At 39.3% G+C, this 22,709-nt stretch carries 17 protein-coding genes; all 17 read left to right on the top strand.

Features of this window, described 5'->3' with window-relative positions:
* Positions 1-42: 42 nt before the first annotated feature.
* The 17 genes from DNG35_RS02665 (at position 43) to DNG35_RS02585 (ending at position 22,709) form a co-directional block, all read left to right on the top strand.
* Positions 43-4,476, top strand: coding sequence for a CusA/CzcA family heavy metal efflux RND transporter (locus tag DNG35_RS02665; RefSeq protein WP_111126198.1), 4,434 nt, complete (start codon positions 43-45; stop codon positions 4,474-4,476).
* A 20-nt stretch (positions 4,477-4,496) separates the two neighbouring features.
* A complete protein-coding gene (locus DNG35_RS02660) occupies positions 4,497-5,720 on the top strand; it encodes an efflux RND transporter periplasmic adaptor subunit (protein ID WP_233494438.1) in 1,224 nt (407 codons plus the stop codon).
* Between the two features lie 96 nt (positions 5,721-5,816).
* Positions 5,817-6,155 (top strand): P-II family nitrogen regulator, encoded by a 339-nt coding sequence (locus DNG35_RS02655; RefSeq protein WP_008613762.1) that lies wholly within the window; start codon positions 5,817-5,819, stop codon positions 6,153-6,155.
* 15 nt (positions 6,156-6,170) lie between these two features.
* Positions 6,171-6,587 carry a Fur family transcriptional regulator gene (locus DNG35_RS02650; RefSeq protein ID WP_027885450.1) on the top strand — a complete coding sequence of 139 codons (417 nt, stop codon included), beginning with the start codon at positions 6,171-6,173 and terminating at the stop codon, positions 6,585-6,587.
* A 9-nt stretch (positions 6,588-6,596) separates the two neighbouring features.
* Positions 6,597-7,061: a Fur family transcriptional regulator gene (locus DNG35_RS02645; RefSeq protein WP_051191359.1), complete on the top strand. Its 465-nt coding sequence runs from the start codon at positions 6,597-6,599 to the stop codon at positions 7,059-7,061.
* A complete protein-coding gene (locus DNG35_RS02640; RefSeq protein ID WP_027885449.1) occupies positions 7,058-7,417 on the top strand; it encodes an STAS/SEC14 domain-containing protein in 360 nt (119 codons plus the stop codon). Before DNG35_RS02645 ends, DNG35_RS02640 begins: the two co-directional genes overlap by 4 nt.
* 4 nt (positions 7,418-7,421) lie before the next feature.
* A complete protein-coding gene (locus DNG35_RS02635; protein ID WP_093026604.1) occupies positions 7,422-9,950 on the top strand; it encodes a heavy metal translocating P-type ATPase in 2,529 nt (842 codons plus the stop codon).
* 35 nt (positions 9,951-9,985) lie between these two features.
* The gene (locus DNG35_RS02630) at positions 9,986-10,420 is read left to right on the top strand and encodes a Fur family transcriptional regulator (protein ID WP_008613740.1); all 435 of its coding nucleotides are present in this window, start codon (positions 9,986-9,988) and stop codon (positions 10,418-10,420) included.
* A gap of 87 nt (positions 10,421-10,507) precedes the next feature.
* Positions 10,508-11,911: a dihydrolipoyl dehydrogenase gene (gene lpdA / locus DNG35_RS02625; protein ID WP_111126196.1), complete on the top strand. Its 1,404-nt coding sequence runs from the start codon at positions 10,508-10,510 to the stop codon at positions 11,909-11,911.
* Positions 11,912-12,039: 128 nt separating this feature from the next.
* Entirely contained in the window at positions 12,040-12,471 is a 432-nt protein-coding gene (locus DNG35_RS02620) for a hypothetical protein (RefSeq protein ID WP_027885443.1), read from the top strand.
* Between the two features lie 85 nt (positions 12,472-12,556).
* The gene (locus DNG35_RS02615) at positions 12,557-13,348 is read left to right on the top strand and encodes a cation diffusion facilitator family transporter (RefSeq protein WP_027885442.1); all 792 of its coding nucleotides are present in this window, start codon (positions 12,557-12,559) and stop codon (positions 13,346-13,348) included.
* Between the two features lie 44 nt (positions 13,349-13,392).
* On the top strand, positions 13,393-14,073 hold the full coding sequence (locus DNG35_RS02610; RefSeq protein WP_009778866.1) for a lipoprotein signal peptidase: 681 nt from the start codon (positions 13,393-13,395) through the stop codon (positions 14,071-14,073).
* A 2-nt stretch (positions 14,074-14,075) separates the two neighbouring features.
* Positions 14,076-15,074 (top strand): sodium:calcium antiporter, encoded by a 999-nt coding sequence (locus DNG35_RS02605; protein ID WP_009778867.1) that lies wholly within the window; start codon positions 14,076-14,078, stop codon positions 15,072-15,074.
* 12 nt (positions 15,075-15,086) lie between these two features.
* Positions 15,087-17,018: a heavy metal translocating P-type ATPase gene (locus DNG35_RS02600; protein WP_111126195.1), complete on the top strand. Its 1,932-nt coding sequence runs from the start codon at positions 15,087-15,089 to the stop codon at positions 17,016-17,018.
* Between the two features lie 71 nt (positions 17,019-17,089).
* Positions 17,090-17,503: a hypothetical protein gene (locus DNG35_RS02595; protein WP_233494437.1), complete on the top strand. Its 414-nt coding sequence runs from the start codon at positions 17,090-17,092 to the stop codon at positions 17,501-17,503.
* Between the two features lie 272 nt (positions 17,504-17,775).
* The gene (locus tag DNG35_RS02590) at positions 17,776-21,477 is read left to right on the top strand and encodes an efflux RND transporter permease subunit (protein ID WP_111126194.1); all 3,702 of its coding nucleotides are present in this window, start codon (positions 17,776-17,778) and stop codon (positions 21,475-21,477) included.
* Complete coding sequence (locus DNG35_RS02585; protein ID WP_111126193.1) at positions 21,474-22,709, top strand: TolC family protein; 1,236 nt, start codon at positions 21,474-21,476, stop codon at positions 22,707-22,709. Before DNG35_RS02590 ends, DNG35_RS02585 begins: the two co-directional genes overlap by 4 nt.

Here is a 22,709-nt window from a genome sequence, read left to right as displayed (position 1 = left end):
AATTATTATCAAGAATTTTAACTGAATTAAATTTTTATTTATATGATTAATAAGATAATCGCATTTTCCATTAATAATAAATTTATTATTGGACTACTTACCTTAGCGCTGATAGGGACGGGTATTTGGTCCATGATGACCGTCAACCTGGGATCGGTGCCAGATATTACTAACAATCAGGTTCAGGTGATCACCCAGTCGCCAAATCTTGCCACAGAAGATATTGAACAATTTGTAACCTATCCCGTAGAACTATCTATGGGTAATTTACCAGGCGTTACAGAAATAAGATCTATCTCACGCTTTGGCCTTTCCGTAGTTACTATCGTTTTTGAAGACGATATGGGAACCTATCTTCCTCGACAGCTGGTACAGGAAAAACTAAACGAACTGGGCGAATCTATCCCTGAAAAATTTGGAAGTCCATCTATGGGTCCCATCTCTACTGGTTTAGGTCAAATCTATGAATACACTATAAAGCCAGAGGAGGGTTTTGAAAACAAGTATTCGCCTATGGAACTGCGCACCGTGCAAGATTGGGTTATCAAACGACAACTCACATTACTGGAAGGCGTGGTAGAGGTCAACTCTTATGGAGGCAGTATTAAACAGTACGAGGTCACTGTCAACCCAGATAAGTTGAATAGTTTGGGTATTAGTATTTCACAAGTGTATGAGGCTCTCGCTCGGAACAATGTGAATACAGGCGGTGCTTACATAGAAAAAAATAAAATGTCAAATTTCATAAGAGGTGAAGGTCTTATTCGCTCTTTGGAAGACATTAAAGATATTTCGATTATTAACGAGGGCAACATTCCCGTAACTATTGGAGATGTTGCAACACGCGTCCATTTTGGGAATCAGGTACGTTATGGTGCTTTTACGCAAGACGGTAAGGAAGCCGTGGGAGGAATAATAATGATGCTAAAAGGTTCAAACCCTAATGCGGTTATTCAAAATGTTAAGAATCGTATGGCAGAAATTGAAAAATCCCTGCCAGAAGGTCTCACTATCGCCCCTATCATTGATCGTAGTGAGCTAATTGCCAGAACGACCGATACCGTTAAAACCAATTTACTGGAAGGCGCCCTAATCGTGATATTTGCCCTTGTTTTATTGTTGGGTAGTTTAAGAGGTGGCATCATAACGGCCACGACCATACCGTTGTCCTTGCTTTTTGCCTTTATATTAATGAAGCAATTTAATGTATGGGCAAACTTAATGAGCTTGGGAGCTATAGACTTTGGGATTATTATAGATGGTGCCGTGATTATCATCGAGGGAACCGTGTATGAAATACAAAAACGGATAAGATCTGGCAAGGTGAAATTCAATCAAGGCGTAATGGATAAAGTAGCCTATGATGCCGGAACCACGATGATGGGTTCCGCATTTTTTGGACAGATTATAATTCTTATTGTATTCACGCCTATACTTTTTCTTACGGGGGTAGAAGGTAAAATGTTTAAGCCGATGGCGTACACTTTCGGTTTTGCCATGATAGGTGCTATTTTCTTATGCCTTACCTATGTCCCTATGATGTCTGCCCTATTTATGAAACCCATTCAGAATAAAAAGAACTGGTTTGGAAGGTTTGAACGCTGGCTGGAAAGGATAAGTGATAAGATAATTGGTGGAATACAAAGGGTATATATGCCTTTACTGAAAGGGGCATTAAAACTGAAGCTCATTGTTGTAGGTGCTGCTGCTGTTCTACTTGTATTAGCCGGTTTCCTTTTTTCCAGAATGGGAGGAGAATTTGTGCCTCAACTGGATGAAGGGGATATTGCAATGCAGGCTTTAATCAGACCAGGAAGTTCATTAACAGAGTCTATTGAAGTTTCCAAAAAAATAGAAAATATCCTTCTAGAAAATTTTCCTGAAATTAAAACAGCAACAGCAAGAATTGGAGTAGCGGACATCCCAACAGATCCAATGCCGATGGATATAGCAGATATGTACCTGATTCTTGAAAAAGATAAGGATAATTGGACAACCGCTGAAACTAAAGAAGGACTTATAGCGCAAATCAAGGAAAAACTCAATAAAGAACTTACTGGGGTAAACCTTGTGTTTACGCAACCTGTAGAATTAAGGTTCAACGAATTATTAGAGGGGGTTAGAGAAGATATTGCGGTTAAACTATATGGAGAGGACCTGGGGGTGTTGTCGGAAAAGGTACAGGAAATGGCCAGTATTATCCAAACCGTGCCTGGTGCAGGAGACGTAAACGCGGAGCGAACATCAGGCCTCCCACAAATGACCGTTAAATTTAACCGTGATAAAATTGCGCAATATGGTCTGGATATCCAAAAAGCCAATGATTACATAAGTACAGCTTTTGCAGGAGGAACAGCCGGAGTCATTTTTGAAGGAGAAAAACGATTTGATCTGGTAGTAAGATTTGATGAAGATCATAGAAAGAATATTGATGATTTGCGTGGTATGTATATCGATCTTCCAGACGGAACTCAGGTGCCTATAAAAGAAATAGCAGATATTGAGTATGTTCCGGGGCCTATGCAAATTTCAAGAGATGATACCTACAGAAGAACCTATGTGGGTGTAAACGCCCGGGGAAGGGATGTAGAGTCTGTGGTGAACGACATTCAGCAAAAATTAGATGAGGAATTAGAATTGCCACCAGGTTATTATATTACTTATGGAGGGGAGTTCGAAAACCTTCAGAGTGCCAAAGACCGATTAGTGATTGTGGTACCGATAGCCTTATTCCTGATTTTCGTGCTTCTATATTTTGCCTTAAAATCTTTTTCCCAATCTATCATGATCTATATGGCGATACCATTGGCTGCTATCGGAGGTGTTTTTGCCCTTTGGTTAAGAGGTATGCCATTTAGCATTTCCGCAGGTGTAGGCTTCATTGTTCTGTTTGGTGTTGCAGTTTTAAACGGACTGGTACTAATAAATAGATTCAATTCTTTAAAAGAAGAAGGAGTAACCAGTATAAGAGATAGAATTTTTACAGGAACCAAAGAACGAATACGACCTATTATGTTAACAGCAACAACAGATATTTTCGGTTTTTTACCAATGGCATTTTCCACATCTGCCGGTGCAGAAGTTCAACAACCACTTGCTACAGTTGTTATAGGTGGTATGCTTACGGCTACCTTGCTTACGCTGGTGGTTCTTCCTGTCCTTTATACATTTGTAGAGAAGAGACGGGAGAAAAAGGAACAGAACAAGCTTGGTTCTTCCAATTCACGATCTTTAGCTACGATTTTGATAATTGGCTTTGTTTTAGGCGGAACCTTTTCTGTAAATGCACAATCTGATGCAATGTCATCTGAATATTCACAACAGGATTCTTTACAAACTATTAGTTTGCAAGAGGCTAAAGAAATGGCAATCCAAAACTTTCCGCAATTAAAAGCTGCTCAACTTGAAATTGAAAGTGAGGAAGTATTGCGTAAAACCGCCTATGATTTTGGAAATACCCAAATCTTTACAGGAAAAGAAGAAGTAGGAAATGGCTCTGATGGGGTCTATACTCAAATTGGCGTCCAACAGCAAGGCATTGATATTTTTGGAATTGCCCCCCGGTTAAAATTGCAGAAAGAAAGGGTTGCCCTTGCTGAAAGTGCCTTAGAGTTATCTACTATTGAAATTGAACGTGAAGTAAGCAGGGCCTGGGCCTCGGTTTATACAACTAAAAGGACATTCCAGGTTTATAGAAAAATGGATTCAATTTTTGAAGATATTGAAAGGGCTGCAAGAATCAGGTATGAAACAGAGGCCACCTCCAAATTGGAATATCTTGCTACCTCCAACCAGGCGAACGAGGTTAAAATACAGCTGGAACAATCGTACCGAGATTACCTGAAATCAATACAGCGTTTAAACCTATGGTTCGTTAGTGACACAATCTATGATGTACCAGATTTGCCTGTTGAAACTTTAGACGAACCTTTAAACTTTCTGGTAGAGTCGCTTGAAAATCATCCGTTGCTACAGGTTTCGGAACAAAGGATAGATGTTGCCAAAGCGGTTACCAGAGAACGAAAATCTGAATTTTTGCCCAAATTTCAGGGTCAGTACGGTAGGCAGGAAATAGCCGGGCAATCGGGTTTCTTCCAATATCAAATAGGAATTCAAATTCCGCTGTTTTTTGGGCCGGAATTAGGCCGTACACAGGAAGCACAAGTAAATAGACAGATTGCAGAGCAAAACTTTTATCAGGATAAAATCGAACTGCAAACCGCCTATAAAAATATGCGTGAAGACTATATCAAATGGAGAAACTCATGGAATTATTATAGGGATGAAGCACTTCCTTTAGCACAGGAACAACAGGAAGGGTCAGTATTAGCATTTAAAGAGGGAGCTATAGATTATATAACTTTCCTTCAAAATATAAGGGATGCCATTAGAATTGAGGTAAATGCCTGGAGTGCTTTTAATGATTATCTCGACAGCCGTTACCAACTGGAATATTACCTTAAGAATTCAAATTAAAAACTAAGAAAGAAAACGATATGAACATAAGATCAATAAATATTTTAATGCTTGCCTTATCACTTACATTGTTTTTGGGGTGTGAAGAAAATTCTAATTCGGAAAAAGATACTCAGGAGACTAAAGCATCGGATTCTAAAGAAACAAAAGGTCACAATGAAGAAGAAGGCGGGATGCGCTCGGTACATCTTTCAGAGATGAAATTTAATAGTTTGGGAATCAAAGTAGATACCTTACCTAAGAAAGCATTATCAGGAATAGTGGAAGCCAATGGACAACTAGAAGTGCCGCCACAATATGAGGCTACCGTGACGGCAGTTTTAGGCGGTAATATAACTTCTATAAAGGTTATTGAGGGGGATAAGGTAAATAAAGGTCAGGTACTGGCTTATCTTTCTCACCCAAATTTAACCAGAATGCAGTCTGATTATATTAATGCATATAGCAGGATGCAATTTTTGGAAAAGGAATTTGAAAGACAGAAACGTTTATATGAAGCAGAGGTAGGATCTGGAAAATCTTTTCAACAAACCCAGGCAGATTACCAGTCTGTACAAGGTGAAGTGCGGGGGTACGAATCGCAATTGCGCCAGTTAAACCTAAATGCTTCCCAGGTTAGAGACGGTGAATTATATGAATATATTCCGGTAGTAAGCCCAATTGGAGGTTATATAGAAAAAGTACTGGTGCAGATAGGACAGTATGTGGAGCCGCAAACCAGCATGTTTATGGTAGTTGATAATGAACATGTTCATGCCGATCTAATGGTTTTTGAAAAAGATATTTATAAGGTGAAAGAAGGCCAAAAGATTGAGTTTACACTGGAATCGGTTCCAGGCAGTAATTTAACCGGGGAAATTTATTCAGTGGGGAAACAATTTGAACAAAACCCCAAAGCGGTACATGTGCATGCAGAAATCGATAATAAAGAAGATTTTCTAATTCCGGGGATGTATATAAACGGAAAAATCAGGACCGGTGAAGAAGCTGTTCCTGCCTTACCGGAAGAAGCAATAATTGAAGAAGAAGGAAATCCCTACATCTTTACGGCCCAAAAACACCAGGAAGATGGTGAAACCGAATGGGAATTGAAACCAGTGCAGGTTAGAACGGGAATAAATGAAGATGGTTGGGTTGAAATTAAACTGCTGGAGCCTCTGCCTGAAGGTACGTTGGTTGCCTATAATAATGCCTATTATCTGGTTTCTGAAATGCAGAAAAGCCAGACTTCCCATGGTCATTAAATTAAAAAAATTAGATGGATGGACTCTCTGTTAAATGTTTGTCTTAATTAAAATTCCAGAGGGTTCATCCTTAATACTAAAATTAATATTACAGCAATGAAAGAAATAAAAGCATTTATAAAACCGAAACGAGTTCAAAAAGTGATAGAATCCCTTAGTGAAAGTGGATTCAAAAGTATGACGCTTTCCCAGGGGGAAGGTACCGGGGCTTTTAAAGCAAAAGGCGCATCACCTTCTTTAGATTTCCGTGTAACAGACAGTCCGGTTGTAAAGTTAGAACTGGTATGTCAAAACGAAGAAGCACAATCAGCAATAGATATTATCCTTGAGAATGCAAAAACAACTGAACCCGGTGACGGAATAATTTATCTTTCCGATATTGAAGATGCCTTCCAGATAAAAACCGGGGAATCCATAAAGCGTTACGACCCCTAAATACTTTTATAGCAAATGGAAAAAATAGTAAAAAAGTTGGAAAGCAAAGGCATCCGCCCTACGGCAATGCGCTTGATGACCTATAGACGGCTGGCACAACTGAATGTGGCCGTTAGCTTAGGCGACCTTGGAAAGGATTTCGAAAGCTCGGAAAGGAGTACGCTTTTCCGTACTATGAAGACATTTGAAGAAAAAGGAATCGTGCATCAAATTGAGGATGGCACCGGCATCATTAAATATGCCCTGTGCGAAGACAATTGTGAATGTGAGGTGGGAAACGACCTTCACTTACATTTTCATTGCAATAGTTGCGGGGAAACCGTGTGCCTTACAGAGCACAAAATCCCTCAGATAAACCTGCCCGAAGGCTATGTGGCAGAGGATATCAATCTGGTAGTAAAGGGAATATGTGAGAAATGTAGTGGCGTTTAATTTTATGAGATGACCAAAGCCGAAGAAACACTTAGAAACAACGGGATTAGACCTACCAAAATGAGATTATTTATTTATAAATATCTCAAAAGAAAGTTTTATGCTGTAACATTAAGGGAAATAGAAACGGCTTTCGTTAAAAAAAGTAAACATACACGAGATAGAACAACAATTTATCGGAGTATAAAATTATTTCAAAAGAAAGGGATTATACATCAAATTGATGACGGTACGGCTACCGCAAAATATGCATATTCTGATAAGAATTCGCTGGATCTACACTTACACCTTCACTGTATGAATTGCAGCAAAACCTTCTGTTTGCCCAATAAAGTTCCACAGGAAAATTTACCTGACAAATACGAAATAACCGAAGTAAATTTAGTTTTGAAGGGGGCATGTGTAAAATGCCAAAAAGCAAAGAAGCTAAAATATAACATAGACCAATCTGCTCATAAAAACTTAAAACAATGATACGAATCAAAAATGTCGAAAAAAGCAATTTGATATCCGCTTCAATAAGCGGTAAGATTACTAAAGAGGATATAGAGAAAATCCATCCTTTGATACATAATATTGTCAAAAATGGAAATAAGGTGAATTTCTTTTTTGAATTAGTTAACTTTAAGGGCTACGATCTCAAAGGCTTATGGGAAGATTTAAAAGTTGATACCGCCCATATTTCAGATTATGGAAAGATGGCCTTTGTGGGTGAAAAAGAATGGCAGGAATGGGCTGCTAAAGCCACTGATTTTTTTACAAGCTCGGAAGTTAAATATTTCGACTTTACCGAAAAGGAAGAAGCTAAAAGATGGATATTAAACCAATAGGGATATGAAAAAGCTACAACTAAAAATTCCGGTATTGCTACCTCAGGTGCCAAATGAAAAAGACACTTGTGTGCAAAGGCTCATTGCTGAATTAGAGGCCAAAGAGGGTCTTGAAAAAGTACATATAGTAGATGATCAGGAAGATACGGTGCCGCAACTGTGCTTTCATTATGATCCGGACATTATCTCTATTGACCGAATTCAATCTTTGGCGGAAAATGCCGGGGCAGAAATTACAGAAAAATATGGTCATCTTCTTTTAGAGGTTGAGGGGATTAGACATACAAGGCACGCTCGTTCCATCGAGAAAAGCCTTTTGGCAATCAATGGAGTTTTGGAAGTTTCCGTTTCAGGCTCTGGAATGGTACGACTTGAATTTGATAAAAAGCAAACGAATTTTGATGAAATAAGTAAACAAATTGAAAAAGAATACCTTCAGATTCAGCGGAGTTCTTCAAACGAAAATGATTACACCAAAGCATCCAAAAAACAGGAGCGTTCAAAGAAGGAAGATACTAAAGAACAAACTTCCACAGAGGGGCACGAGCACAAAGAGGGCGAGACCCACGAGGAAGGAGAAGGGCACGCCCACGGTGGGATTTTCGGTAAAAATACGGAGCTTATTTTTTCTATTATCTGCGGCGCCCTTCTCGGGATAGGTTTCGGACTTTCCTATGTTGCATCCATCCCAGATTGGGTCAGTCTTACTTTATACATAGGTGCTTACTTTTTTGGGGGTTACTTTACGGCAAAAGAGGCCATACAGACCGTTGCCAAAGGTGGTTTTGAAATCGATTTTTTAATGTTGGTGGCCGCCATAGGTGCCGCTGTTCTGGGAGAATGGGCCGAAGGTGCACTCTTGCTGTTCCTGTTCAGCCTTGGCCACGCCCTGGAACACTATGCAATGAACAAGGCCCGAAAGTCCATAGCGGCCCTTGCCGATCTCGCACCAAAAACAGCTTTGCTCAAAAAAGATGGCAAAACCGAAGAGGTGGGTATCGAAAAATTGGGTATAGGCGATATTATCGTGGTCAAGCCGAACAGTAAAATATCTGCCGATGGCGTTGTGGTCAACGGAAAAAGCAGTGTCAACCAAGCTCCGATTACCGGGGAAAGTGTACCGGTAGATAAAGTTCCCGTAGAAGATGTTGACAAGGATTATTCGGCGCAAGATGATATCAAGGATGAAAACCGCGTTTTTGCCGGAACGATCAATGGGAACAATACTTTGGAAATTAAAGTGATCAAAGCAGCCAAAGATTCAACGCTTTCCCGATTGGTGAAACTGGTTAACGAGGCCCAGACCCAAAAATCACCTACCCAGTTGCTCACCGATAAATTTGAAAAATATTTTGTGCCGTCCGTCCTTATTTTGGTCGGGATTCTTTTGTTCGCTTTTTTAGTTATTGACGAACCCTTTAGCGCGAGCTTTTACCGGGCAATGGCGGTACTGGTAGCTGCAAGTCCCTGTGCGTTGGCAATCTCGACCCCAAGTGCTGTATTGAGTGGAGTGGCCAGAGCTGCCCGTGGCGGGGTATTAATTAAAGGAGGGCGCCCTCTGGAGGACCTGGGGGTTATTACCGCCCTCGCCTTTGATAAAACCGGAACTCTAACGGAAGGAAAGCCAAAACTTACCCAAGTGGTGCCACTTGGAAATATATCTGAAAACGAACTTCTCAAAATAGCAGTAGCTGTGGAAAGTTTGAGTGATCACCCCCTGGCCAAAGCTGTAGTTCGTGATGGAAAAGAGCGTCTGGAAGGCGAGGAAATCCCAAATGCCTCTAATTTGGAGGCAGTTCTGGGTAAAGGGATTAAAGCATCGTTTGGCAATGATAAAATCTATATAGGTAACCTCGACCTGTACGAAGGGCTTGATGAGAGTACACCTTCCGAAAAAATAGCTACGAAAGTGCGTGGTCTTGAAGGTGGTGGAAATACAACAATGCTTATACGAAAAAATGAAGAATATATAGGCATCATTGCATTAATGGATACCCCTCGTGAAGCCGCCAAGGGAACCCTCAAAAAATTAAAAGAAATCGGCATTAAACGAATGATCATGCTTACCGGAGATAACCAGAAGGTAGCAGACGCTGTAGCAGAAGAAATAGGATTGACCGATGCCTGGGGGAGCCTATTGCCGGAAGAAAAAGTGGATGCTATAAAAGAATTAAAAGAAAAGGAATCCAAGGTGGCAATGGTGGGCGATGGCGTTAATGATGCCCCTGCCATGGCAAACAGCACTGTAGGCATAGCTATGGGTGCTGCGGGAAGTGATGTAGCCTTGGAAACGGCGGATATTGCGCTAATGGCCGATAAGTTGGAAACCCTGCCCTTTGCCATAGGCTTAAGCAGGAAGGCAAAGGCGATTATCAGGCAAAACCTTTGGGTTAGCCTTGGTATTGTGGCCCTGCTTATACCTTCAACCATATTCGGCTTGGCAAATATTGGAGTGGCTGTAGTAATCCATGAAGGTTCGACGCTTCTGGTGGTTTTTAATGCGTTAAGGCTTTTGGCTTATAAAAAAGATTAGATCCGGACTTAGACTGTTTTTCGAAAGAATATAAAATGACAAAAACGGAAAAAAAATTATCGTCAAAAGGGATACGTCCCACTGAAATGAGGTTGAAAATTCACAAATACCTCAATAGGAAGACCTATGCAGTAAGTTTAAACGAAATGCAAAAAGTCTTTATCGCTAAAAGCGAAAAAAACAAAACGGCAAACAGAACTACCTTTTATCGAAACCTAAAAACTTTTGAAGATAAAGGGCTAATTCATCAGATTAATGATGGGACAGGAGTGGCAAAATTTGCAATTTCCGATAAAAAGGCCAAAGGTAAATACGGTACAGATTTACATATGCATTTTCATTGTACCGTTTGCGGAAAAACTATTTGCTTGCCGGATAGAATATCGAAACAAAACTTGCCGGACGATTATGAAATAAACGATTTGAACCTGGTATTAAAAGGGGTATGTAAAAATTGTAGTAAAAAATAATAGGTGGGAGTACCTTAAAACTGAACCCTTGCGCCCCTGGTCAGCTTAAGGTTTCCCCCACCTTATTTAATTAAAAAATTTACGAATATGGAAAAATATGATGTAACAATTATAGGCTCTGGCCCTGGCGGGTATGTAAGCGCTATACGTTGCGCCCAATTAGGATTAAAAGTAGCCATTATTGAAAGGTACAGCACGCTTGGCGGCACCTGCCTTAACGTGGGCTGTATCCCGTCAAAAGCCTGGCTTGAAGCCTCTGAGCATTATTACAAACTCAAACATCAATTCGAAAATTTTGGGATTGATGTAAAAGAAGCCAATGTCGATATCAAAAAAATGAACCAAAGGGTTCAGGATGTGGTACAGGAAATCATCAATGGCGTTGGGTATCTGATGAAAAAGAACAAAGTTACCGTCTATGAAGGCCACGGCACCATCAAGGACAAAAACACGATTGAGATTAAGGCCGAAGCTAAAACGGAAACTATAGAAACCGATAAAATTATCATTGCCACAGGGTCCAAACCCGCTTCCTTGCCCAATATTAAAATCGATAAAAAAAGGATAATCTCTTCTACCGAGGCCCTTGCGCTACAGGAAATTCCCGACCATTTATTGGTCGTTGGTGGAGGCGTTATCGGGGTTGAGATAGGTTCTGTTTTCGCCCGCCTGGGCTCTAAGGTGTCTATTGTGGAATATTTTGATAGCCTCATCGCCACTATGGATGGCGCACTGGGACATCAATTGCATCGTTCCCTAAGAAAACAGGGAATTGAGTTTTATTTGGAACATAAAGTGACCAATGCAACAGCAACGGACAACAAAGTTGAATTGAAAGCGGAAAACCTGTCCGATAAAAAAGAAATGAATTTAGAAGGCGACTATTGCCTTATGGCCATTGGCCGGAAACCGTACACCGCCAATTTAGGCCTTGAAAACATTGGCGTGGAAACCAATGAGAAAGGACAGGTAACGGTAAATGAGAACCTTGAAACCAATGTCAAGGGTGTATATGCCATTGGGGATGTAATCCGAGGGGCAATGCTTGCCCATAAAGCCAGTGAAGAGGGCGTTTTTGTAGCCGAAAGGATAGCAGATCAAAAGCCACATATCAATTATTCGCTTATTCCTAATATTGTTTATACCCAGCCCGAAGTGGCCGGGGTAGGCTTAACCGAAGAAGAATTGAAAGAAGCAGGAAGAAGTATTAAAACAGGCTCTTTTCCTTTTAAGGCCAACGCAAGGGCGAAAATAAGTATGGACACCGACGGCTTCATAAAAGTAATCGCAGATAAAGAAACTGATGAGATATTGGGAGTGCATATGATAGGGCCACGCATTGCAGACAGCTATACCGAAGCGGTGGTAGCGATGGAATTCAGGGCATCTGCCGAAGATGTTGCAAGGATGTCCCACGGGCACCCAACTTTTTCAGAAACCTTTAAAGAGGCCTGTCTGGCAGCCACCGAAGACAGAGCGTTGCATATTTAACGGCCTTAATTTAATTGTAAAATCGGATTAGGCAGTTTTTAATCATTTCATAAGACTTAAATCAGTTTGTATTAAGTTTAAGTTTATGGTCTAAAAAATAAAATAAATATTTTAAAAATGTAAAGAGCATGAGAACTATTCCGAAAGACAAAAACATCGATAGTAGTTTGACGCTACTTCGTGACGGCTATGAATTTATTCAGAAAAAGCGTCAAAAGCTTTGGTCCGATATTTTTAGAACCCGTTTGATGTTAAAGGAAACGATCTGCATGAGTGGAAAAGAAGCCGCGGAGGTTTTCTATGACACTGAAAAGTTTCAGCGAAAAGACGCTGCTCCTAAAAGAGTGCAAAAAACATTATTCCTCCAGAAGGGTGTCCAGACACTGAATAATTCAGCATACAGGCAAAGAAATGAAATGTCTATGTCTTTGATGAAACCGGATAGCCTGCGGGGGTTCCTAAAAATTCAAAAGAGCTACTGGGAAACATACATTGGTAAATGGGAGAAAGATGAAGAGCAAAAGTGCCTTTGCCGGAGTGGTTTCAGGCAGAAGAAGTAAACCTGCTGCTAAAAGGATTTTGTAACAATTGTATCCGGATAAAGGACAACTATTATAACGAATATTAAAAATAAAAAAAGAGATAATGGAGAAAACAACATTTAAGATAACCAAAATGGATTGCCCTTCGGAAGAGCAGATGATCCGGATGAAGTTGGAATCTTATGCTCAAGTGAAATATTTGGATTTTGATATTCCCAACAGGAAATTGGAAGTATATCATGTGGATGGCATTGAAGATATACAAACATCAATAGCCGGTTTAAACCTTGGGGATTCTTTAGAGGGAACCACAGAAGCCGAACCACCCGTAATGGAAGACCAATCCAAACAAAAAAGAATCCTTTGGTGGGTCTTGGGCATCAACTTTGGTTTTTTCGTTATCGAAATGACCACAGGTTGGATTTCCTCTTCTATGGGACTTGTGGCGGATTCGTTGGATATGCTGGCAGATTCCATCGTATATGCGCTAAGCCTATTCGCGGTAGGCGGTGCCATTTCAAGAAAAAAGAAGGTCGCAAAATTCAGCGGGTATTTTCAGATGGCATTGGCAACACTTGGTTTTGCAGAGGTATTAAGAAGGTTTTTTACCAGTAGTGAAACACCAATGTTCCAGTGGATGATTGTAGTTTCCATTTTAGCCCTACTGGGGAACCTTATTTCGCTTTGGTTGATAAACAAGGCTAAAAGTAAGGAGGCCCATATGCAGGCCAGTGCCATTTTTACGTCCAATGATATTATTGTAAACGGTGGGGTTATAGTGGCAGGGGTACTGGTCTATTTTCTGAATAGCAAATGGCCCGATTTGGTGATTGGCGGCATCGTCTTCACGTTTGTAATGCGGGGCGCCATAAGAATTTTAAAATTATCTAAATAATGCAAATATATGTTGCACAAGACGTTGGGAAACAATAGGAAATTATGAATAAAAGTAGTGTAGCATTATTGATTTTACTGTTGTTGGCAATAGACCAGACCATAAAGATTTATGTGAAGACCCATTTTTATTATGGCGAGGAGTACTACGTATTTGGCCTGGATTGGTTTCGCTTGCATTTTTTGGAAAATCCCGGAATGGCCTGGGGCTTTAAGTTTGGGGAGGGGTATCTGGCCAAGCTTGTTTTGATCCTATTTCGGCTGGCCGCCATTGTTTGGGGGACTTTTTATATCAAAAAGATGATACGTGAAGGATATGCAAAGGTTTTTGTAATCTGTGCAGCATTTATATACGCAGGTGCATTGGGTAATTTGATTGACGGTGCATTTTACGGACTGATCTTTGAAAAAAGTGATCCGGCAGTACAAAACGTTGCAGAAATATTCCCGTCAGGGGGTGGATATGCTGGATTTTTAAATGGCAATGTCGTGGATATGTGGTTCCTTCCCATTATTGATACAAGGCTTCCGGAGTGGCTGCCATTTTGGGGAGGTAATCAATTTACTTTTTTTGACCCTGTATTTAATACCGCAGATGTCTGGATTAGCACGGGAGTGATTTTACTCCTGATCTTTCAAAGCCAACAAAAAAAAGACCAGAAAATATCGGAAAATAAAAAGTTGAAATATACTGAGGGTAACAGAAAAATTATAAACAACGATTAGTTATGAACGTTTGGCTTTGGGTAGTAGTATTGGGATTGGCAGCTTGGGCTGCCCATTGGGGTGCGGACCAACTCTTGACGCCTTTAAAGATGCTCCGTAAGCAATGGGGGCTTACAGCTTCTGCAGGAGCAGCTCTCCTTGCCATTGTGACCGCCAGCCCCGAGGTAGCTGTAAACGTTACCAGTGCAGCCCGGGGAGTATCGGAAATTGGTCTGGGCAACCTTTTGGGTTCCAATATAATTTCCATTCCGTTGATGGTTAGCATAGCCTATTTCGCTTCCAGAAAGCAATTTAAAAATAATAAGGAACACCAAAAACATCTGGATGCCAACCTACTGGCTCTGAACAAACGTTCTGTTTCGGTATTGTCCATCCCCTACCTGGCAATCATTGCTTTGGTAGCTATACTAACCCTTCCCAAAGCCTGGCGTGGATTACAACCCATCGATGGCTATATTATGCTGGCTGCCTATGCTGCTTTTTTAACGCATGCCATTATAAAAGGCAGGGAAAAGGGCGAAAAAGTAGAATGGGACAAAAAGAAAGTCTGGTTATCCGTGGCCGGGGCCCTGGCCATAGCTGTGGGTGCTTTTTTTATTGTTAAGGCAACAGAAAATATTGTTTCGGCCCTGAATATTTCTGAAATCGTTGGGGGATTGTTCATCACGGGTATAATGACCACCGCGCCTGAAATATTTAAGACCTGGAGCGTGGTGAAAGGAGGCGAAGTAACGGCAGGCACCACTAGTGTTATCGCAGATAATGCTGTTACGATGACGGTCGCCTTTTTCCCGTTGGCGCTGGTTACTACCCCTATCGAAGATTTCCAGTTGTTTTGGGTGAATCTTGCCTTCGTTGGACTGATGCCGCTTTTGTACTCCCTTTTTGTCCATCAAAGCAAGGAACTTCACGGTTTTAGCAGATGGCAGATATTCGCGTTCGATGCAGCCTATATCGTCTATCTATTGACAATGGTATTTTTTGTTCTAAAACTATTTTAAAATAAAACATATATGAAAAAGAAAAAACTAAATCTAAGAGACCTCAAGGATCCTTCAATTGAAAATAAGGTTTCATCACAACTGAGCATTAAGGAATACATCCCTTCCATATTCAGTTTTGTGATGTTGATAGCGGGAATTGCTATTGATTACTTTGATGCCTTTCCGTTTTTTAAAGGTTGGGTACGAATCGCTTGGTATGCGGTAGCCTACATCCCCGTTGGTTTTCCTGTTATAAAAGAGGGATGGAAAAGTATCAGGGACGGTGATTTCTTTACCGAATTCTTCCTAATGTCTATCGCAACCTTAGGGGCGTTCGCCATTGGGGAATACCCGGAAGGTGTGGCCGTAATGCTGTTTTACGCCGTGGGCGAACTTTTCCAAAACGCAGCTGTAAAACGAGCAAAGGGCAACATAAAGGCGCTTCTTGATGTACGTCCTAATGAGGCCGTGGTGTATCGGAACGGCGATTATGTTTCGGTCGATCCCGAGACCGTTGAAATTGGAGAAAAAATACAAGTGCGCGTAGGTGAAAAGTTCCCTTTAGATGGCCAATTGCTATCTAAAAAAGCATCGGTCAATACCGCAGCGATTACGGGGGAAAGCAAACCCGACACCATTGCCAAAGGAGACAAGGTTTTTGCCGGGAGCATCAATCTAGAAGGTGTTGTAGAAGTGGAAACCACCAAGGAATTTAAGGATAGTTCCATTGCTCGAATTCTCGATATGGTGCAAAATGCCACAGCACGTAAATCAAAGACCGAACTGTTTATAAGGAAATTTGCACGCATCTATACTCCTATCGTAGTTTTCTTAGCAGTATGCTTAACGTTTTTACCTTATTTTTTTGTGGACGGGTACGTATTTCAGGAGTGGTTATACCGGGCCTTGATTTTTCTGGTAATTTCTTGTCCCTGTGCATTGGTGATTTCCATTCCCCTGGGTTACTTCGGTGGGTTGGGTGCAGCATCCCGAAACGGTATTCTATTCAAGGGTGCATCCTTCTTGGATGCAATGACCCAAGTGAATACGGTAGTAATGGACAAAACAGGAACCGTTACTCACGGGGTATTCAAAATAAAGGAAATCAAACCCATAACATTAGAAAAGGCAACGTTTATGAAGTACCTGATGGCGATGGAAGAACAATCCACACATCCCATTGCCAAGGCGATCTTGGAATATAAAGCGGACGGTTCTGATTATGAGGCCACCAATGTTTCAGAGGTTGCCGGAAAAGGATTGAAAGGGATGGTCAACGGAAAAACAGTACTTGTAGGTAACAAAGCATTGATGACCTCAAACAGTATTGAAGTTCCTTCGGAAACAGATGGTATTGTAGAATCAATTGTTATGGTGTCTATTGACGGAAAATTTGAAGGTTATGTAACCATTGCAGATGAATTAAAGGATGATGCACACCAAGCCATTAAACAAATTCGAGATTCAGGAATTTCCAGGATTATAATGCTATCAGGCGACAAGGACTCTATTACACAACAAGTTGCAAAAGAGTTAAATATCGATTGGGCAAAAGGTGGATTGTTGCCTGAAGACAAATTGAACGAAGTCGAAGAACTCAAAAAGCAATCCGGAACCAAAGTAGCATTTATAGGCGATGGTATTAACGATGCCCCGGTTTTGGCGATAAGTGATGTTGGCATTGCAATGGGTGGTTTGGGTAGTGATGTGGCCATCGAAACGGCGGATGTCATTATCCAGACCGACCAACCCTCTAAAATTGCAAGGGCAATAAAAATAGGTCGGTCTACAAGACGCATCGTATGGCAGAATATTGGTCTGGCTTTCGGTGTAAAAATTATCTTTATGATTTTGGGCGCAATTGGTATGGCCACATTGTGGGAAGCAGTTTTTGCAGATGTAGGAGTAGCATTATTAGCAATTTTAAATGCAGTTCGATTGCAGAAAATGAAATGGGATTAAGCAGATTAATCAATTAAACTTCTGTTAAACAAAATCAATAGTTGTTAAAATTTCGTAACTTCGCAATCAATATGAAGCAGATTTTCCATAAAATAATGTCTTTAGCAATGACTTTTGTAGTGTTATTCTCTACAATGTCATTTACTGTGAATATGCATTATTGCGGAGATACTTTAGTAGAAACTGCTATTTTTCATAAAGCCAAAGGGTGTGGAATGGAAATGGAAAAGCCTTCAACCGAAGGATGTTCTATTACCAAGAAAAATTGTTGTGATGATGAACAATTATCAATTGAAGGTCAAGACGAATTACAATTGCAAGTTGACAAAATCACATTTGAACAACAAGTATTTATAGCTTCATTTGTTTACACTTATAGTAACCTTTTTGAAGGTTTAGAAAATAACGTTTCTACTTACGAAGAATATAAACCGCCACTCGTCATAAGGCAACTCTACAAGATTGACGAGACTTATTTAATTTGATTTTTAAACAATAGACTTTTTTATCCTATGACTGCAATGTCGTAAGGTTAATTCGCTGTATTCGGTGTTTTCTTAATACCGAATGAATTTTAAAATGATTGATAGTGAATTTGAATTATATTTTCTTTAGATGAAATAGAAAATATAAGCATAGCCAAAGTTACGGTTCTATTTTATATTGAAATATAAAGGAAATAGAAACTAATTCAATCGATTATTTTGAAGTTTATTAGGTATCAAACCAATGTCTAACTGTTTAATAATCAAAGCCAATGCTCAATAAAAGCATCAAATTTTTAATAGAAAACAAACTCGTAGCAGTCCTGCTACTCGTCTTTTTTATTGGATGGGGAACTGTTAATGCCCCTTTTAATTGGGATACAGGATTTTTGCCAAGTAACCCTGTAGCAGTAGATGCTATTCCCGATATAGGTGAAAATCAACAAATCGTATTTACCAAGTGGGATGGTCGTTCCCCACAAGATATAGAAGACCAAATAACCTATCCATTAACCACATCATTATTGGGTATTCCTGGAGTGAAAACCATTCGTAGTTCCTCTATGTTTGGGTTTTCAAGCATCTATATCATTTTTGAAGAGGATATAGAATTTTACTGGAGCAGAAGTCGTATTCTCGAAAAACTTAATTCCTTACCAAGTGGTTTATTACCCGAAGGTGTTAATCCAGCGTTAGGTCCAGATGCCACAGGATTAGGACAAATATTTTGGTACACACTTGAAGGTCGTGATGAGAACGGTAATGTAACAGGTGGTTGGGATTTACACGAATTACGTAGTATTCAAGATTACTATGTTAAATATGCCTTGTCCTCTGCAAGCGGTGTTTCTGAAGTTGCATCAATTGGTGGTTATGTTCAAGAGTACCAAGTGGATGTAAACCCAGAACTAATGCGTCAATATAACATTGGGTTACATCATATTGTTAAAGCTGTAAAAGAAAGTAATAAGGATATTGGCGCACAAACCTTGGAAATTAACCAAGCTGAATATTTAGTTCGTGGTTTGGGGTATGTAAAATCCATTGCAGATATTGAAAATGCTGTAGTTGATTCTGAAAATTTCACTTCAATAAAAATTAAAGACATTGGAAAAGTTTCATTAGGTCCAGCAACAAGACGAGGTTTATTGGATAAAGAAGGTGCTGAAGTTGTTGGTGCTGTTGTGGTGGCTCGTTATGGAGCAAACCCAATGGAAGTCATTAATAACGTAAAGGAAAAAATTAATGAATTAAGTGCAGGATTACCTTCAAAAGTTTTGGCAGATGGAAGAACATCACAAGTTACCATAGTGCCTTTTTATGACAGAACAGAATTGATACAAGAAACTTTAGGTACACTCAATGAAGCCTTAACTCTTGAAATATTGATTACCATTTTGGTTATAATCATTATGGTGTTTAATCTTCGAGCTTCTGTCTTGATTTCAGGATTATTACCAGTTGCAGTCTTAATGGTATTTATTGCGATGAAACTCTTTGGCGTCGATGCTAATATTGTCGCATTATCTGGTATTGCAATTGCTATCGGAACAATGGTCGATGTTGGTGTTATACTATCAGAAAATATCATTCGGCATTTAGATGAAGATGATGGAACACAATCCATTAATACAGTAGTTTACAACGCAACAGCCGAAGTTTCTGGTGCAATCGTAACCGCAGTAATGACTACAATTATAAGTTTCATTCCTGTATTTACAATGATTGGCGCTGAAGGTAAATTGTTCAGACCATTAGCATTCACAAAAACCTTTGCATTAACAGCTTCAATAATTGTAGCATTGTTTTTAATTCCACCTTTTGCAGCGTTTTTATTCAGAAAGAAAAGCATAAAAACGCATTTTAAATATGCTTTAAATGGCGTTTTAATAGTATTAGGGATAATAGCAATAATCTATGGTTATTGGTTAGGATTAATATTGATAGCTTTTGGTATCACAGCATTGTTAAGTACTCAAAATAAAATAACAGAAAAACAATCCAACTTAATTAATATCATAATATGTACAACTGCAATAGTATTTCTGTTAGCGGAATATTGGAGACCTTTAGGAGTTGATAAAAGTATCTTCTGGAACCTCATCTTTGTTGGTGTCATTTGCTTTGGCTTATTGGGTGTTTTCTCATTGTTTATCAGGTATTATACTCGAATTTTAAGATGGTGTTTAGATAATAAATTATTGTTTTTGTCTATTCCAACTGCAATTGTCATTGCTGGTTTTTTCATTATGAAAAACACAGGCAAAGAATTTATGCCATCGTTAAATGAAGGTTCTTTTTTATTGATGCCTACTTCTATGCCACATTCTGGTGTAGAAGAAAATAAGCGTGTTTTACAGCAGTTAGATATGGCAGTTGCCAGTATTCCTGAAATCGAAACTGTAGTTGGAAAAGCAGGTCGTACAGAATCTGCATTAGACCCAGCACCTTTGTCGATGTATGAAAATATCATTCAGTATAAACCAGAATATATGCTGAATGAAAACGGAGTACGCCAACGCTATAAAGTCAATGATGATGGTGAATATGTGTTAAAAAACGGAATGTCATTGCGAGCGGAACAGCGTGAAGCGTGGCAATCTCTTAAAGCAAAAGAACAACTCATTCCAGACAATAATGGCGAGTTCTACCGTAATTGGCGACCAGAAATACAGTCACCGGACGATATTTGGAATGAAATTGTAAAAGTTACCAAATTGCCAGGCGTAACCTCTGCACCAAAGCTACAACCTATTGAAACCCGATTGGTAATGCTTCAAACAGGAATGAGAGCACCTATGGGAATTAAAGTAAAAGGTCAAGACTTAAAGCAGATTGAAGCGTTTGGTGTGCAATTAGAAAACATCATCAAGGAAGCTGAAGGTGTTAAAAAAGAAGCTGTTTTTGCAGACCGTATTGTTGGTAAACCCTATTTGTTAATTGATATTGATAGAGAGAAAATTGCACGTTATGGCATTTCGATACAAGATGTTCAAGATGTATTAAAAGTAGCAGTTGGTGGTATGGTCTTAACCCAAACGGTAGAAGGTCGAGAGCGATATGGTGTACGAGTACGATACCCAAGAGAATTACGAGCAAACCCAACAGACTTACAACAGATTTATGTGCCAGTTGAAAAAGGAAGTCCTGTGCCTTTAAGCGAATTGGCAACTATAAGTTACGAACAAGGTCCACAGGTCATTAAAAGTGAAGATACCTTTTTAGTTGGCTATGTATTGTTCGATAAACTAGATGGTTTTGCCGAAGTCAATGTAGTTGAAAGCGCACAAGCTCTAATTCAGCAAAAGATAGATAGTGGCGAATTAGTAGTTCCAAAAGGTATTAACTACCAATTTACAGGAACATACGAAAATCAGTTGCGAGCCGAAAAAACCTTGTCGGTTGTTGTGCCTTTAGCATTAGCAATTATTTTCTTAATTCTGTATTTCCAATTCCGTTCTGTAGGTACGTCATTAATGGTATTTACAGGTATTGCAGTAGCATTTGCAGGTGGTTTTATTATGATTTGGTTGTATGGTCAAGGATGGTTTTTAAACTTTAATTTCTTTGGCGAAAATCTACGTGATTTATTCCAAATACACCCAATTAATTTAAGTGTTGCAGTCTGGGTAGGGTTTATTGCACTATTCGGAATTGCAACCGATGATGGTGTAGTTATGGCAACCTATTTAACTCAAACATTCGGTAGAAATACACCGGATAATAAAAAGGAAGTAAGAGCATCTGTTGTAGAAGCAGGAGAAAAACGTATCAGACCGTGTTTAATGACTACAGCTACGACCATTTTAGCATTATTACCAGTATTAACATCTACAGGAAGAGGTAGTGATATTATGATACCTATGGCAATACCAAGTTTTGGTGGAATGCTTATAGCCTTAATCACTTTGTTTGTTGTACCAGTATTGTATAGCTGGAAAGCAGAAGTTCAACTTAAAAGAACATCAAAATGAAATATAAATCAATACAAATAAAAATCGTCTTGGCTCTTGGCTCTTGTTTCTTGAGTCTTTTTGCGAACGCTCAACAATTAGAAATACTTATCGATGAAGCCTTAACAAACAATCCAGAAATTCAAAAGTTTGAGTTACAATACAAAAGAGCTTCCGAAAAGGTAAACGAGGTCAACACCATTCCTAATACCGAATTTGGTGTTGGTTATTTTGTGAGTGAGCCAGAAACACGAACAGGTGCACAACGCTTTAAGGTCTCTGCTAAACAAATGTTACCTTGGTTTGGAACCATTACATCGAGAGAAAATTATGTAAGTGCATTAGCAGATGCTAAATACGAGGACATCGTTATCGCAAAGCGAAAACTAATGGCTTCGGTATCACAATCCTATTATAATCTATACGCTAACAAAGCAAAGCAAGAGGTTTTAACTGAAAACATCAAACTATTAGAAACTTATGAGACGTTGGCATTAACTTCTGTTGAGGTTGGTAAAGCATCCGCAGTAGATGTGTTGCGATTGCAAATGCGTCAGAACGAAATGCAACAATTAAAAGATGTATTGCAACAACAGTTTTTAGCAGAACAAACTAACTTCAATAATCTATTGAATAGAGATAATGATGTTACCGTGAATGTGGTAGATAGTTTAATGATACCTTCAGAAGACTTTGATATTACTTTTGAAAAATTAGTATTACATCCTGAATTACTAAAATTTGATAAACTCTATCAATCCATAGAGCAATCAGAATTATTGAATCAAAAAGAAAGCAGTCCAATGATTGGTTTTGGATTAGATTATATCAATGTTGCTGAAAGACCAAATATGGATTTCAGCGATAACGGAAAGGATATTGTAATGCCAATGGTTTCGGTATCTATCCCAATTTTCAATAAGAAATATAAATCCCAAACCAAACAAAATGATTTGCAACAGCAGGAAATTACTGCTCAAAAACAGGAACGTTTAAATGCATTGGAAACGCTTTTAGACAAAGCGAATAACGAACGCATTTCTGCAAGAATAAGTTATGCTACCCAAACCAAAAACCTACAGCAAGCCAAAGATGCAGAAGACATTTTAATCAAAAGCTATGAAACAGGAACGATTGATTTTAATGATGTTTTGGATATTCAAGAGTTGCAGCTAAAGTTTCAAATGAACCAAATAGAATCTGTGAAGACCTACTATGTGCAAAGTACAATCATTAATTATTTAATTCAGTAA

The organism is Mesonia sp. K7, from assembly GCF_003233725.1.
Lineage (GTDB): Bacteria > Bacteroidota > Bacteroidia > Flavobacteriales > Flavobacteriaceae > Mesonia.
The sequence above is the reverse complement of the archived record's forward strand: the minus strand, read 5'-3'. Positions and strand labels throughout refer to the sequence as shown.

Coding starts and splice junctions, on each gene's coding strand:
- DNG35_RS02665 (WP_111126198.1), top strand. CDS start 43: ATGATTAATAAGATAATCGCATTTTCCATTAATAATAAATTTATTATT.
- DNG35_RS02650 (WP_027885450.1), top strand. CDS start 6,171: ATGGAAAAAATAGTAAAAAAGTTGGAAAGCAAAGGCATCCGCCCTACG.
- DNG35_RS02590 (WP_111126194.1), top strand. CDS start 17,776: ATGCTCAATAAAAGCATCAAATTTTTAATAGAAAACAAACTCGTAGCA.
- lpdA (WP_111126196.1), top strand. CDS start 10,508: ATGGAAAAATATGATGTAACAATTATAGGCTCTGGCCCTGGCGGGTAT.
- DNG35_RS02615 (WP_027885442.1), top strand. CDS start 12,557: ATGGAGAAAACAACATTTAAGATAACCAAAATGGATTGCCCTTCGGAA.
- DNG35_RS02630 (WP_008613740.1), top strand. CDS start 9,986: ATGACAAAAACGGAAAAAAAATTATCGTCAAAAGGGATACGTCCCACT.
- DNG35_RS02640 (WP_027885449.1), top strand. CDS start 7,058: ATGATACGAATCAAAAATGTCGAAAAAAGCAATTTGATATCCGCTTCA.
- DNG35_RS02635 (WP_093026604.1), top strand. CDS start 7,422: ATGAAAAAGCTACAACTAAAAATTCCGGTATTGCTACCTCAGGTGCCA.
- DNG35_RS02620 (WP_027885443.1), top strand. CDS start 12,040: ATGAGAACTATTCCGAAAGACAAAAACATCGATAGTAGTTTGACGCTA.
- DNG35_RS02605 (WP_009778867.1), top strand. CDS start 14,076: ATGAACGTTTGGCTTTGGGTAGTAGTATTGGGATTGGCAGCTTGGGCT.
- DNG35_RS02660 (WP_233494438.1), top strand. CDS start 4,497: ATGAACATAAGATCAATAAATATTTTAATGCTTGCCTTATCACTTACA.
- DNG35_RS02600 (WP_111126195.1), top strand. CDS start 15,087: ATGAAAAAGAAAAAACTAAATCTAAGAGACCTCAAGGATCCTTCAATT.
- DNG35_RS02655 (WP_008613762.1), top strand. CDS start 5,817: ATGAAAGAAATAAAAGCATTTATAAAACCGAAACGAGTTCAAAAAGTG.
- DNG35_RS02610 (WP_009778866.1), top strand. CDS start 13,393: ATGAATAAAAGTAGTGTAGCATTATTGATTTTACTGTTGTTGGCAATA.
- DNG35_RS02585 (WP_111126193.1), top strand. CDS start 21,474: ATGAAATATAAATCAATACAAATAAAAATCGTCTTGGCTCTTGGCTCT.
- DNG35_RS02645 (WP_051191359.1), top strand. CDS start 6,597: ATGACCAAAGCCGAAGAAACACTTAGAAACAACGGGATTAGACCTACC.
- DNG35_RS02595 (WP_233494437.1), top strand. CDS start 17,090: ATGAAGCAGATTTTCCATAAAATAATGTCTTTAGCAATGACTTTTGTA.